Origin of the sequence: Mucilaginibacter pocheonensis (assembly GCF_031456535.1) — a bacterium.
Classification (GTDB): Bacteria; Bacteroidota; Bacteroidia; order Sphingobacteriales; family Sphingobacteriaceae; genus Mucilaginibacter; species Mucilaginibacter pocheonensis.
Genome location: NZ_JAVDUU010000001.1, coordinates 581,947 through 596,227, shown reverse-complemented (window position 1 = coordinate 596,227; position 14,281 = coordinate 581,947). Strand labels below are relative to the sequence as shown.

The window sequence follows — 14,281 nt, the reverse complement described above, 5'->3', positions numbered from 1 at the left end:
TAATTTTCGGGTCGCTACCTTCCCGCATCTGTTACTTTACGAGAGGTGGATATAAATTTTTGATATCCGTTATGAATTACGCTGAACCTCAACTCAGAACCATTAATGTGATACGCTATGTTACACCATTGCGCGAGGGAGGGTCATTACCTGCCATTGCCGAGGGCGACGACGAATTTTTGTATGTACTTAAATTTCGTGGGGCCGGGCAGGGCGTTAAGGCGCTTATTGCCGAACTTATTGGTGGTGAGATAGCCCGCTTGCTTGGCCTTAAAGTACCCGAACTGGTGTTTGCCCATCTTGACCCGGCCTTTGGCCGCTCAGAAGCGGATGAAGAGATTCAGGATCTGCTGAAATTCAGCGTGGGGCTTAACCTGGCCCTGCATTACCTTTCAGGAGCCATTACCTTTGACCCGGTGGTTACTACCCTTGACGCCAAACTGGCCTCGCAGATAGTATGGCTCGATTGCCTGCTTACCAATGTTGACCGCACACCACGCAATACCAATATGCTGATGTGGCATAAAGAGCTTTGGCTTATTGACCACGGAGCATCCCTGTACTTTCACCATTCCTGGGATAACTGGGACGAGCAGGCCATACGTCCGTTTGTACAGGTGAAGGATCATGTGCTGCTGCCCCAGGCCTCGTTATTGGACGAGGTTGACGCTGAATTTTGCGCCATTTTAACAGACGAGCGCATTCATGCGATTGTTGACCTTATTCCGGATGAGTGGCTTACCGACGATTCGGAAAACGGCACACCCACCGAACGCCGCGAAGTTTATTACCGTTTTTTAACCACACGCGTAGCTGCGTCTGATAATTTTGTAAAAGAAGCACAGTATGCAAGAGCAATACTTATTTGAGTACGCCGTAATACGCGTTGTACCCAGGGTAGAGCGTGAAGAGTTTATAAATATCGGGGTAATCCTTTACTGCCCAAAGCAACGGTTTTTAAAAGTCCGTTTTTTGTTTGATGACCAACGCATTAATGCCTTTGCCCACACATTGGATGCAGACTGCCTGAAAGACAACATTAACTCGTTTGAAAGGGTATGCAATGGCGATAAGCAGGCCGGCCCAATTGCCAAACTGGATATTGCTTCACGCTTTCGCTGGCTCACAGCTACGCGCAGCACCGTAGTACAGCCATCAAAGGTACACCCCGGACTGTGCCGCGATGCTGATGAAACGCTTAACAAATTGTTTGAACAACTGGTTGCTTAATCTGGCACAAATCATTGCACCCAGGACTGAAATCCGTCCCAGGGTTTGTGACCTCAAAAACTGCGAGAGGAAGTTGAAATGGCATCGTCTTACTATTTCGCTGTTGTTAATGCCTTTTTCTCTTTTATCTCCACCCAGGGATAACTGAATGTATACTCACCAGAGCCGACATTAACAGTAACGCCATCATCGTTTGAATGCAGATTATTCGCCGTTACTGGTTGACCATCTACCTTTACCCCGGAACTGGCCTGCGGCAAGGTTACATCAGCAGTGGTGTTAGGCGGTATTTTAACATGTACCTGCATATTCCCATCCTTTACCTCCCAGCCCGATTGCGCCTGGCCATACATGGTTTCAAAAGTTACTTTGGCAAAAGTGAATTTAGGGTTAGGTTCCGGCTTTATGATGACATGTTTATAGCCAGGCTTGCCTATCTGCAAGCCGGCCATTTGCTGGTACATCCAGTCGCCTACCGCGCCGTATGAGTAATGGTTAAAGGAGTTCATGCTCTTGTCCTGAAAAGTGCTGTCGGTTTTGATGCCGTCCCAGCGCTCCCAAATAGTGGTGGCACCCATTTTTACCGGATATAACCACGACGGATATGATTTTTGCAGGAGCAGGTCATAAGCTACATTGCTATAACCATTTTGAGATAGCACCTGACACAAATAAGGTGTGCCCAAAAAGCCTGTTGATAAATGGTTTTTACGGCTGCGTATATCATCAACCAAATAAGAGGCAGCTTTTGCTTTCAGGCTATCGGGTACCAGGCCAAACTTTAAGGCAAGTACATATCCTGTTTGCGAGTCGGCAAATATGCGGCCGGTTGGCGTGATGTAGTTATGAACAAATGCCTTTTTTATCTCGGCGTATATATCAGCATATTTTTTCTCATCAGCGGTATTGCCTAATACCCCGGCGGCCTGACTTAATAATTTTGACGAGTAAGCATAAAACGCCGTGGCTATCAAATCGGGATTGGTATAGCCGTTTGGTTCCGAAAAATCATAAATGCCAGGGCGATAAAACAGCCAATCGCCAAATAAACTACCACCGTGCCATATATATTTACTGCCCGCTCTCCTCACAATACAATCTACATAGGCTTTCATGCTGGTGTATTGGGTTTGCAAAATATTTTTATCAGCATAAACCTGGTACATGGTCCAGGGCACAATAACCGCTACATCGCCCCAGCCTGCTGATGTGGCCTGGTTGGTTTGTAAAATATCGGGCACTACAAACGGCACGCCACCGTCTGGAAACTGATCTGCAGCCACATCTTTCATCCATTTAGCCAAAAAAGGGGCTACCTGCATATTAAAAGCCGCCGTACGCGAAAAAACCTGCGCGTCGCCTGTCCAGCCCAGCCGCTCATCGCGCTGTGGACAATCTGTGGGTATATCTAAAAAGTTGCCCTTTTGTCCCCACAATATGTTGTGCTGCAATTTGTTGATCATGGTATCTGAACAGGTAAACGTTCCGGTAACCGGCATATCAGAATGAACCACTACGGCTGTAAAGTTCTCCGGCGTCAGATCGCCGGGAAAACCGCTTACCGCTATATACCTGAAACCCATAAAAGTAAAATGCGGTTCAAATACCTCGGTGCCGCCTCCCCTAAGCGTATAATTTATTGCTGCGGTTGCCGAGCGCAGGTTGGCTGTATAAAACTCGCCAAACTTATCAAGCACCTCGGCATGGCGTATATTTATGGTTTGCCCGGCGTGACCGTTTACTTTGAGGCGTACCCACCCCGTAAGGTTTTGGCCAAAATCAATGATCTGCGTGCCTTTAGGGCTTTTAAATATGGCAATGGGCTTTAGCTCCTGAATTTTGCGTACAGGCACACTTTCAACCCCAACCAATAGCTTATTGTCAAAAGTTGCGGTATCAACAGTTGCCCAGCCGGTATCATTAAAAGCCTTATTGCACCAGCCGGGTATTTCTTTACGCGCATCGTAAGTTTCGCCGTCATAAATGCCATTGCCTGTTATTGGCCCGTTCAGGGTGCTTTTCCAGGAGCCATCAGAGTTAACGCGCTGCACCGTACCATCGGCATAAGTAATTTGCAACTGGCAAAGGAGGGCCTGCTTTTTGCCCCAAAAACCCCATTGGTTAGCGTATCCGATTGTACCCCTGAACCAGCCATCGCCAATCATTGCCCCAATCACATTATCACCTTGTTGCAATAAGGGGGTTATATCATAAACCTGGTATTGCAGGCGTTTTTTATATTCCGTCCACCCCGGGGTAAGCACCTGGTCGCCTACCCTTTTACCATTCAGATATAATTCATATAACCCGTGCGCTGTAGCATAAGCCCTGGCCGATATGATCTTTTTATGCACTGCAAATTGTTTCCGCAGCATTAAGGCAGGCATTTTACGCTGCGGTTCCTCCCTGGGCTGTACCCAGTTAGCGGTCCAGTCGGCTGGCGAAAGCATTCCTGTTTCAAAGTAGGCAGGCTTGCTCCAGGTTGAGGCATGGTGCTGATTATCCCAAACTTTTACCTGCCAGTAATAACGTGTGGCTGGTTTTAACGCCGGCCCTTTATAAGTAACCATTATGGATGAATCGGAACTTACCTTACCGGTGTTCCATACCGTTTTGGCTGATGCGAAGGGTATGCCCATGGATACCCTTATATTATAAGCCTGCTGCAGGGTGTTTCTTTGTGTGGTACTTATTTTCCAGCTCAGGCGCGGATGTACCATATCAATACCTACGGGGTTAACCATATACTCGCAGGTTAGGCCTTCGGCCACCGGATTTTGCGCCATGCACATTACCGGTAAAATAAACAGGAAATAAAGGAATAAAGGTTTCATGATAATAATTGGGAACCAAGTATATCAATCATGTTTAACATTGGCAACCCTGTCCATCCCCTCCTTAAAAGTGAGCACATCTATCTCTTTGCGGTGTTGTTGAAGGTAGGTTAACAACTGCCTGTGTGCCAATGCGGGGGTGGTAAGATAATCGCCCCCAACCCCATGAAACATAAATACCCCGGCCCCTCCGCTTAGTTGTACTTTTTTAACAAAGGCAATCAATTCATCGCCGGTGGTATTGCTTGCTACACCCCACGAAGGTATTTTTAATGGATCGAGATCTTTAGAGTCGGTGATCACCGCGTCGGCGCCGCCACCTATGCGAGCATATTTTACCAAACCCGATGCCCTTAAGGTGTCTACATAATTTACGCCGCCCACCGAAAGCTCACAGCATGGATAGGCATAAGTACGGTCAGTTTTACCGTCGATAGCGTAAAGCAGGCTGTTCATTCCTTCAATTTCGCGCATTATGCTATATACGGTATAGTTTGCTGAGTTTTTTGCCGGGTCGCCTTTGCCTCCGGTAACACAAGGGTGAAAAAGGGTATGGTTAGCCAGCTCATAACCCTTTTGAGCAACCCGGCGCCAGGCAGGTATGGTTAACCGGGTGGTATTATTACCTGCTAAAAAGAATGTACCGGTAAGATGTGCCGAATCCAGCTGCGGTATTGCTATATCAAGCTGTGATTGCAGGGCATCATCATAAGTAAGCATAATAATGGGTTTATGCTTTTTGGCCGACTGGGCGTGTACCAAAACGACGGTATTTAAAAGTAAAAAAAAACAGATTATTCTTTTCATATAAAATAGTTGTTATATCACTGCTAATATAAGTTATGGCAATGAAGATAAGCAGTTCACAGGTAAATAAACTCACCCGTTTGAAGGCTTACCGGTCAATAAAATCTTTATTTTCATTTTAATAAAACCCTGTTGACATAGGGCTGTCACCAGTTGTTTGTTACTTTGAATCATAAACAAAGCAACAAACCATTAAAACAAAAAAGCCATGTCAATCATCCCCATATTATTAAAAGAAATGGAGCAGGAAGCTCAAACAACCCGTAAAATGCTGGAACGCGTACCCAATGATAAATTTCAATGGCAACCACACGAAAAAAGCATGACCATACAACGCCTGGCCAATCATATTGCCGAACTGCCTACGTGGGTAAGCATGGCGCTTAATACCAGTGAACTTGATTTTGACAAAAATCCTTATGTAAATAACCCCATAGATAATACAGCCGACCTGCTGAAATTTTTTGAAGAATCGCTGGAAAGCGGCAAAACAACCCTGGCCCAGGCAAGTGATACAGATCTTGAAAAAGAATGGACACTAAGAAAAGGAGATTACATTATCAGCGTATCAACCAAAGGCGAGATCATCAGAATGGCTTACTCTCAAATTGTGCATCACCGGGCACAATTGGGCGTATACCTGCGCCTGCCTGATGTACCAATACCAGGGAGTTATGGCCCAAGCGCGGATGAACACGCTTTTTAATAAATTAATAAAAACAAAAAAGCCATTGTCCTGCAAAAGGTACAATGGCTTTTTCCTTATCATAAATACTAATGTTTGTATTTCGACAGATTGCTTACATTAATTTCTTCCAGAAAACCGTCTTCGTTTATAGCGTAACGGGCATATTCAGTGTTGGTGTCTATTTTATACACAGGTTTTGATCTTTTCCTGATCTTTTTGCGTACAACCAATAATGGCAGAATAATTACGGCAAGCAGGGCTGTAACTTCTAATAAAATAATATACATGATCTTTTAATAAAGTTTATTTGAAAGCGTGAGCTGACCTCAATAAACTTAATGCTTAAATTATTTGTTTATTGTGCAGGGGCCCTCAAATAATTATACAGCTAAATATGTGCCACAATTTTATTACTGCCTTTTACAAACGCATAATATGATCTATATCATAATTAATTAGCTGGGTATTAGCTACAAGGCGGGTTAATAAAGAGATCATTGAATCGCTTTAAAAATGATTTCAGGCATTTTTTATAGAGAAAGCTCGATACTCTTGCCTGAAGTTAATAACGACGAAACTTTTAAAAAATCATTTTAAAAAGTTTCTCAGAAATCACATCAAAAAAGATAGGGGAATTTAATAAGCTCTCAAAATGACAGGGTATGTATCATTTTGAGAGACTGCATATTACAAATTATAAAACGCTGCGGCATTATTACCCCAAAACAACGCTTGTTCTGTAGCTGTTAGCTTTTCGCAATAACCGTTTATCACCTCCATCGTTCCTTTGTAACCGCCGGCAAGTAAACATACAGGCCAGTCGGAACCAAACATTACCCGGTTTATTCCAAAAGCATTGAACACTACATCCAGATATGGTACAAAATCTTCGGGTTTCCAGGTTTTCCAGTCGGCCTCTGTAAGCATTCCTGAAATTTTGCAATGCACGTTCTGATATTGGGCCAGGGCCCGCATATCCTTTTCCCAATCGCTTATTTCCTGGTCTTTAATATGCGGCTTAGCCAAATGGTCAACCACAAACGGCTGATCAGGAAACTCAGCTGCCAATTGTGCTGCGTAACGCAGGTGTTCTGGATATATCAGTATATCATAAGTATAACCATGCCTTTGCAAACCCGCAATGCCCTTTTTAAACTGGGGCTGCAGCATGTATTGTTTATCAGGCTCTGATTGTAAAATGTGCCTGAACCCTTTTAGTTTATCAAACTGCTTATAATACTGTAACCGTTCGTCAAGATTATCCGCTTTAAGATCAACCCAGCCCACTACTCCTTTTACAAACGGGTTTTCGGCAGCAAGATCCAACAAAAACCGGGTTTCTTCTTCCGACTGGCTTGCCTGTACAGACACACAGCCATCAACACCATTTTGCTGTAATACCGGCAACAGATCGGCAGGTAAAAAATCATGTTTAATCACCAGCATTTCATCATTGATCCAGCTATCGCGTACCGGGTCAAATATCCAGAAATGCTGATGCGCGTCAATTTTAAGCATAAGCTACAACATTTTGTTTTGATTCGCCCAGGCCATCAATACCCAGCTCAACAACATCTCCCGGTTTTAAATAAAATGGCGGTTTCATGCCCAAACCAACACCGGCAGGCGTACCTGTTGAAATAATATCACCGGGCAGCAGGGTCATAAACTGGCTGGTGTAAGAAATTAAATGAGGCAGGTTAAAAATAAAGTTCGAGGTAGTACCATCCTGCAGGATCTGTCCGTTCACTTTAAGCCACAGGCGCAGGTTGTGCGGATCGGCAATTTCATCTGGCGTAGCCAGGAAGGGGCCAAGCGGCGCAAAGGTATCGCAGCCTTTTCCTTTATCCCAGGTACCATTGCGTTCCAGTTGAAACTCGCGCTCAGATACGTCGTTATGCAATACATAGCCGGCAACGTAGTCCATAGCGTTAGCCTCATCAACATATGATGCTTTTTTGCCTATCACTACGGCCAGCTCCACTTCCCAATCAGTTTTTACCGAATTTTTAGGGATCACGATGTTATCATTAGGGCCCACTATGGCAGTGGTGGCCTTCATAAATATTACCGGCTCGGGTGGCAGCGGCGCGTTGGTTTCTTTAGCATGATCGGCATAGTTTAGGCCGATACAAACTATTTTTGACGGGCGTACTATCGGGCTGCCCAAACGCGCACCAGCAGCAATCTCGGGCAGCTGTTTGTCTTTTATAAACGCGGCAAGGCGGGCCACACCGTCAGTTTCAAAAAATTGCTCGGTATAGTCTTCGCCAAAGGCAGAAACATCATATTTTTTATCGTTGAGTATCACTCCTGGTTTTTCCTGCCCGTTTGCGCCAAATCGTATAAGCTTCATAGTGTAATTATAGTATTGTTTTTAAAAAGATCAATTATTAAGGGTAATAAAACCACCATCAATGGGATAATCTGTACCGGTGATAAAACCAGCCTCATCTGAACAAAGATATAAGGCCAGCGCCGCTACCTCTTCTGACTTGCCCATGCGGCCAATAGGCTGGCTTTTTGATAACTTTTCAAATATCTCATCTTCCTTGCCGGCGTAGTTTTTGGCTATAAAACCATCAACAAACGGCGTATGGATACGTGCCGGCGAAATGCAGTTACACCTGATGTTGTCATGCAGGTAATCGCGTGCTACAGAAAGTGTCATGGCATGTATGGCGCCCTTACTCATGGAGTAGGCAAACCTATCGGTAATACCCACACTTGCCGCAATGGACGCCGTGTTTAATATTACACCGCCACCGTTAGCCTTTAGCAATGGGATAACCGCGTAAAGGCAGTTATACGCGCCTTTTACGTTAACATTAAATACGCGTTCAAAATCTTCAGTACTGGTATTATCAGCACGGCCAATGTGGGCTATTCCGGCGTTATTTATTAAAATGTCAACCGTTCCTATTTTGTTAAAAGTATCCACCACCTGCTGCTGGTTACTTACATCGCAGGCGTGGCCTGTTGCTTTTCCGTTAGCGGCTTCAATCTCACGCACAGTTTCGGCTGCTGCAACATCATTCAATTCAATGATATGCACTGTAGCCCCCTGCTGCGCAAAAAGTACAGACATCGCTTTACCTATACCGCTGCCGCCGCCTGTTATAACTACCGATTTATTGGTTAATTTAAACATGTTAGTTTCAATTTATTCTTTTTGTTGATGAGCTGGCTCACCGTGTCCTTGCTCCTTTATTTACCTGAAGCCGCTATAAAGATACGCCCCTCTTCCACGGGATAAAGTCATCCTGGCCCAATTTTACTGATTTTGGTTCAATCTCACCACTGGCTACCTGTATCACATAATTTAATATGCGCTCGCCGGCCTGCTGAATTGTTTCGTCGCCTTCAATAATGGTACCGCAGTTTATATCAATAATATCAGGCATTCTTTCGTACATCACGGTATTGGTTGATAGCTTTACTACAGGCGCTACCGGGTTGCCGGTGGGTGTACCCAGGCCGGTAGTGAACAGCACAATGTTGGCTCCCGACCCTACCTCAGCTGTGGTGCTTTCCACATCGCTGCCAGGGGTGCAAAGCAGGTTAAGGCCGGGTTTGGTTACCTTTTCGGGATAATCTAACACGGCAGCTACCGGAGACGTGCCGCCCTTTTTTGCCGCGCCCGCCGATTTAATGGCATCCGTTATTAACCCATCCCGAATGTTTCCGGGCGATGGATTGGCATAAAAGCCCGAACCATCGGCCTCGGCCCTGGCATTATAAGTGGTCATTAAATGCATAAACCTGTTGGCGGTTTCCTCATCAACACAACGGTCGCTCAGTTCCTGCTCCACACCACAAAGTTCCGGAAACTCAGCCAGGATCACCGAACCGCCCATGGTTACCAATAGATCAGACACGTAACCCAACGCGGGGTTTGCCGAAATACCCGAAAACCCGTCAGACCCGCCGCACTCCATTCCAATACAAAGCTTTGATAACGGCGCCGGCTGGCGTTGTACCTGGTTGGCTTGTACCAGCCCTGCAAAGGTTTGCTTTAGCGCCTGTTTCAACAGCTCGCTTTCAGTGCCTACTTTTTGCTGCTCCAGTACTACCATTGGTTTGCTGAAAGCCGGGTCGCGCTTAGCTATTTCGGCCTGTAAAATACTCACCTGCGCATGCTGGCAACCTAAACTTAAAATGGTAGCCCCCGCAACGTTGGGATGTGTAACATAGCCGGCTATCAGACCGCATAAAGCGTCTGAATCATCTTTTGTGCCACCACAGCCCATGCTGTGATTTAAAAATTTAATACCATCAATATTTTTAAAAAGGCGCTTAGAGCCGGCTTTTTCTGCCGAAGCCTGAATATCGGCGTTCAATATTTCCTCTACCGATTTGCCTGCCTGGTAAAGCTCCATCAACTGCTCAACATCGCCCTCGTAGCTTTTGGCTTTTTTGTAACCCAGCTTATCAACCAGGGCTTCCTTCAGTACATTAATGTTGCGGTTTTCGCAAAATACCAAAGGCACCACTATCCAGTAGTTGGCTGTACCTACCGAGCCATCCGCACGATGATAGCCCATAAATGTTTTACCATCAAAATTGCCGGTATCTGGCTTGTGCCATTGCAATTTGCGCTCACCCAGGTGAAAACCCTCCGAAGCATGATGTACATTTTGCGTACTCAGCAAGCCACCCTGCGGTATGGTACTGGTGGCTTTGCCTACCAATACACCGTACATGTATATTTCCTGCCCGGTTTTTAATTCATTAATGGCAAACTTGTGCTTAGCGGCTACGCGCTCAGTTAAAGCAAAAGTGTTACCCTCAAAATTGATCACCGTTCCCTGCTCCAGGTTTTGAAGCGCTACCAACACATTATCATGCGGGTGTATCCTTAAAAATATTTCTTTTTGTGACATTATAATAAGTCCTTGTTCCTTGTTTAATTAAGGGTTAATTCAATTACAGGTATTTCGTAATTTGGTTTTTTAACAGGCATAGTTAGTTCTACATCCTGTCCTGCGGTTTTACTTAAAAGTTCTGAATGGTCATTTAAAAACTGTGCATACTTAATTTTACCATTATAGCCCGGCAAGGTTAATTTACCATCTTTTGGATAATCAAACACATGCACGTATAAACGTCCGTTTACTTTATTATACGTAAGCTTTGTACCTTCTGGTATCTTATAGCTATCGGGCGCGTAGGTACAGTTATAAATAGACTGACTATTAGCATGCATCCAATGGCCCAGGCTATCCAGCGCGTTGGTTGCGCGGTAGTCAAACTCGCCGCGGGCAGTTGGCCCAACGTTCAGGATGAGGTTACCACCGTTACTTGCCGATGTAATTAAAAGGTCAAGCAACTGGCGATGCGTTTTCCATGTATTTTCGTCACGGTAGTATCCCCACGAACCTGAAAAAGTTTGACAGGTTTCCCAGGTTTTTCCGCGATACTTTAACAGTTCGGCAGTACTTACCTGCTCAGGTGTCTCAAAATCGGCGCCGTCTTTGTACTCTTCCAGGTTAAGCCTGTTATCAACTATAATGCCTGGTTGCAGTTTCCTGATGAGTTTCAGCAATTCAACAGAACCCCATTCGTCTTTCCCTTTTCCATGACCGTCTTTACGAGGAAACGAAAAGTCAAGCCAAAGGATGTCAATTTTGCCGTATTTGGTTAACAACTCAGTGATCTGATTACGCATGTACTGGCGATATTTAGCCATATCCCGGCCTTTGTTTAAAGCAGCATATGAAGCATCGCTTTTATCCTTTGGCGATTGCGGGTGAATTTCGTCAATGGTATAATCAGGGTGGTGCCAGTCAAGCAGGGAGTAATAAAATCCAACTTTTAAGCCCTGCGCGCGAAAGGCGTTCACATACTCGCGCACCAGATCACGTTTGGCCTTGGTATTCGGCGCTTTGTAATCAGTAAATTTTGAATCGAACAAACAAAAACCTTCGTGGTGTTTAGTGGTAAGTACGGCATATTTCATGCCGGCTGCCTTGGCCTGCCGCGCCCATTTTTGAGGCTCGAACAGATCGGGGTTAAACTGGTCAAAATATTTTTGATAGCCCGCATTATCTATCTTTTCATTATGCTTTACCCACTCATGCCGGGCCGCGCCTGAGTACAGGCCCCAGTGAATGAACATACCAAAGCGATCATCTTTCCACCACTCCATGCGTTTTTCTTTTTGGGCATCGGTTTCGGTGCCAATCATTTTTTGGGCTAATACCGGCGAGATGGTTAAAAGCACCAGGGCTAATAGCAGTTGTGTTTTTTTAAGCATAATATTTAGTTGATAATTGGTTTACAAGGAAAATATCTTATTCATCAAAACCCACTTTTCGCCTTTCAGGGCATTTTTTACAGGCTGCTGGTATTTCCACATCAGCGTTTCCCATTCCTCCACTTTTGGATTAACAGCATCCATAGCCGCTTTCTTTTCAAAGCTAAAGCTATCGTCAGTTTCCATGATCATGAATAAGCGTACATCAAAGCGGTATATTTCCATACTGATAATGCCCGAATCTGTGATGCTTTTGCGGATCTCGGGCCATATGGCCTCATGATATTTTTCGTATTCGGTAATTAAGCTGTTGTCATCAACCAAATCAAGAGTTAAGCAGTATCTATGACTCATAAATGTGTTATAAATGAGGTTATATCGGTACTACAAAGAAATAAGGTTTGATGCAAAATAGTTATCAGAAAATAACCAAAATGTTAAGCTTTTTTGGCATGGGCCGGCAGCATATTTTTTAAATGGTTATTTCCCATCAATCCAAAGTCAAAAAAATTAATCAGCTTATTAATAATCACCATGTTTACTATTTTTGCCCGCATGGCAAACTACAGCGACAGAATTACCCTTTTAAAAAACGAGATACAACCCTTACGCGAACAGTTAATACAGCACGGGCTTTATAAGCAGATCCATTCGCTTGATGAGCTTACCATTTTTATGGACCATCATGTATTTGCCGTATGGGATTTTATGTCGTTGTTAAAATCGCTGCAGCAAAAGTTAACCTGTACTGCCACGCCATGGATGCCCACCGGAAATGCCAATACCCGGTACCTGATTAATGAAATAGTTACCGGCGAAGAAAGCGATACCGACGAAGCCGGAAACCGCACCAGTCATTTTGAACTGTACCTGCGTGCCATGCACCAGGCCGGCAACCAGGCTACAGCCATTAACAACCTGTTTTATGAGCTTAATTATGGCAAGCATATTGACGAGGCCCTTATTATTGCCGATATTCCGGTAGCCGCGCGTAATTTTGTACAGCATACGTTTGAGGTGATTGGCAATAACAAAAACCACGTGCAGGCGGCTGTTTTTACTTTTGGCCGTGAGGACCTGATTCCTGATATGTTTGTAAGCATGGTAAAGGAGCTCAGCAGGCAGTTGCCGGGCAAGGTTGATATTTTACTGTATTACCTGGAACGCCATATAGAAGTTGATGGCGACCACCACTCGCGGCTAGCCTACCAAATGACTGCCGAACTTTGCGGCGATGACAATGCCAAATGGCAGGAAGCTACCGAAGCCGTAAAAGAAGCCCTGCAAGCCCGCTTAGTGCTTTGGGATGGGATATTGGCTGCTATAAAAGCACCTGCTGTTTTTGAATTGTAAGTTTATAACCTACAGCTTGTTCAGCTCATCCATCAACACTTTGCTGACGCGGTTAAAATAACGCCGTACACCAAAGCCCATTACCGTTTGTATGCCACGGGTGGCATTGGTTAAAAATACCTCATCCGCTTCGTATAGTATATCGGGGTTTATTTGGGCCTCGGTTACATCAATATTGTTTTCCCGGGCCAGTTTAATCACTACCTGACGCATTATCCCCTCAACGCAGCCTTCACTCAGGGCCGGCGTATAAAGATGGTTTTGATAGTAAATAAATATATTGGAACTGGAGGCCTCACATAAAAAGCCATTTTGATTTAACAAAAACACATCATCGAGCTTGTTTTGCACTTTATAAATGCCCGCCATTACGTAAATGAGTGAATTACAAGTTTTAATGTTCGACAGGTAGTTTGAGGGTTTGGGCAATTCGGTAAAAACATCCATGATCAAACCCTTTTCATTCAAAAAATAACGAGGCTCATCAGACGGGGTAAGTTCCAGGCAATACCCCATTTTATTTTGCGAGGGCGTATAAAGCCCTTCCGCGTCGCGATAAACCGTAAGGCGCAAACGGCCATGTTTTACTTTATTTCTTTTAGCCAGTTCCTCTGCAATATCTTTCAAGAACCAGGCATCCATTTGCGAGTAGCTATCAATTTTAAGGGCTTTCATACCACGCTGCAAACGATCGGCGTGCAGATCGGCAAACTTTAACTGGCCCTTCATTAAACGCATACTCTCAAATAAACCATCGCCATACCTGAACGCCCTGTTGGCTATGGTAAGCAAATGGCTGTTTGCCGGAAGTATATCTCCATTAAAATTGATAAAAACGGGCGTCATTTTTTTAGATGTGAGATTTGAGATATTAGATTTGAGATTTTGTTACCCATATAAAAAATTAAGATGTGAGATGTGAGATATTAGATTTGAGATTTTATTACCTATATAAAAAATTTAGATGTGAGATTTGAGATATTAGATTTGAGATTTTGTTACCCATATAAAAAATTAAGATGTGAGATGTGAGATATTAGATTTGAGATTTTATTACCTATATAAAAAATTTAGATGTGAGATTTGAGATATTAGATTTGAGATTTTGTTACC

14 protein-coding genes are annotated in these 14,281 nt (G+C 44.3%); 4 read left to right on the top strand and 10 right to left on the bottom strand.

The features are described 5' to 3' along the window. Positions 1 to 71: 71 nt before the first annotated feature. Positions 72 to 869 carry a HipA family kinase gene (locus J2W55_RS02565; RefSeq protein ID WP_310091590.1) on the top strand — a complete coding sequence of 266 codons (798 nt, stop codon included), beginning with the start codon at positions 72 to 74 and terminating at the stop codon, positions 867 to 869. Continuing rightward, a complete protein-coding gene (locus tag J2W55_RS02560; protein WP_310091588.1) occupies positions 847 to 1,230 on the top strand; it encodes a DUF3037 domain-containing protein in 384 nt (127 codons plus the stop codon). The genes J2W55_RS02565 and J2W55_RS02560 overlap by 23 nt, the downstream gene beginning before the upstream one ends. 92 nt (positions 1,231 to 1,322) lie before the next feature. On the opposite strand, the gene J2W55_RS02555 is transcribed toward J2W55_RS02560, so the two are convergent. Both J2W55_RS02555 and J2W55_RS02550 read right to left on the bottom strand, forming a co-directional pair. Next, on the bottom strand, positions 1,323 to 4,064 hold the full coding sequence (locus J2W55_RS02555) for an alpha-L-rhamnosidase (RefSeq protein WP_310091586.1): 2,742 nt from the start codon (positions 4,062 to 4,064) through the stop codon (positions 1,323 to 1,325). 24 nt (positions 4,065 to 4,088) lie between these two features. After that, entirely contained in the window at positions 4,089 to 4,871 is a 783-nt protein-coding gene (locus J2W55_RS02550) for a polysaccharide deacetylase family protein (protein ID WP_310091584.1), read from the bottom strand. A 208-nt stretch (positions 4,872 to 5,079) separates the two neighbouring features. Between J2W55_RS02550 and J2W55_RS02545 the strand changes: the two genes are divergently transcribed. Continuing rightward, the gene (locus J2W55_RS02545) at positions 5,080 to 5,577 is read left to right on the top strand and encodes a DinB family protein (protein WP_310091582.1); all 498 of its coding nucleotides are present in this window, start codon (positions 5,080 to 5,082) and stop codon (positions 5,575 to 5,577) included. A 68-nt stretch (positions 5,578 to 5,645) separates the two neighbouring features. On the opposite strand, the gene J2W55_RS02540 is transcribed toward J2W55_RS02545, so the two are convergent. From J2W55_RS02540 to J2W55_RS02510, 7 genes are all read right to left on the bottom strand, one after another. After that, positions 5,646 to 5,846: a hypothetical protein gene (locus J2W55_RS02540; RefSeq protein ID WP_310091580.1), complete on the bottom strand. Its 201-nt coding sequence runs from the start codon at positions 5,844 to 5,846 to the stop codon at positions 5,646 to 5,648. 400 nt (positions 5,847 to 6,246) lie between these two features. Further along, positions 6,247 to 7,077 carry an amidohydrolase family protein gene (locus J2W55_RS02535; RefSeq protein WP_310091578.1) on the bottom strand — a complete coding sequence of 277 codons (831 nt, stop codon included), beginning with the start codon at positions 7,075 to 7,077 and terminating at the stop codon, positions 6,247 to 6,249. Beyond that, positions 7,070 to 7,915 (bottom strand): fumarylacetoacetate hydrolase family protein, encoded by an 846-nt coding sequence (locus tag J2W55_RS02530; RefSeq protein ID WP_310091576.1) that lies wholly within the window; start codon positions 7,913 to 7,915, stop codon positions 7,070 to 7,072. Before J2W55_RS02530 ends, J2W55_RS02535 begins: the two co-directional genes overlap by 8 nt. A 30-nt stretch (positions 7,916 to 7,945) precedes the next feature. Continuing rightward, on the bottom strand, positions 7,946 to 8,710 hold the full coding sequence (locus J2W55_RS02525) for an SDR family NAD(P)-dependent oxidoreductase (RefSeq protein WP_310091574.1): 765 nt from the start codon (positions 8,708 to 8,710) through the stop codon (positions 7,946 to 7,948). A 73-nt stretch (positions 8,711 to 8,783) separates the two neighbouring features. Continuing rightward, on the bottom strand, positions 8,784 to 10,442 hold the full coding sequence (locus tag J2W55_RS02520) for a UxaA family hydrolase (RefSeq protein ID WP_310091572.1): 1,659 nt from the start codon (positions 10,440 to 10,442) through the stop codon (positions 8,784 to 8,786). A 23-nt stretch (positions 10,443 to 10,465) separates the two neighbouring features. After that, positions 10,466 to 11,815, bottom strand: coding sequence for an alpha-L-fucosidase (locus J2W55_RS02515; RefSeq protein ID WP_310091570.1), 1,350 nt, complete (start codon positions 11,813 to 11,815; stop codon positions 10,466 to 10,468). Between the two features lie 21 nt (positions 11,816 to 11,836). Next, positions 11,837 to 12,169, bottom strand: coding sequence for an L-rhamnose mutarotase (locus J2W55_RS02510; protein ID WP_310091567.1), 333 nt, complete (start codon positions 12,167 to 12,169; stop codon positions 11,837 to 11,839). Positions 12,170 to 12,349: 180 nt separating this feature from the next. On the opposite strand from J2W55_RS02510, the gene J2W55_RS02505 reads away from it, so the two are divergent. Next, on the top strand, positions 12,350 to 13,168 hold the full coding sequence (locus tag J2W55_RS02505) for a DUF3050 domain-containing protein (RefSeq protein WP_310091565.1): 819 nt from the start codon (positions 12,350 to 12,352) through the stop codon (positions 13,166 to 13,168). 9 nt (positions 13,169 to 13,177) lie between these two features. Here J2W55_RS02505 and J2W55_RS02500 read toward each other — a convergent pair whose 3' ends face one another. Continuing rightward, positions 13,178 to 14,014 carry an aminotransferase class IV gene (locus tag J2W55_RS02500; protein WP_310091563.1) on the bottom strand — a complete coding sequence of 279 codons (837 nt, stop codon included), beginning with the start codon at positions 14,012 to 14,014 and terminating at the stop codon, positions 13,178 to 13,180. Between the last annotated feature and the right edge of the window lie 267 nt (positions 14,015 to 14,281).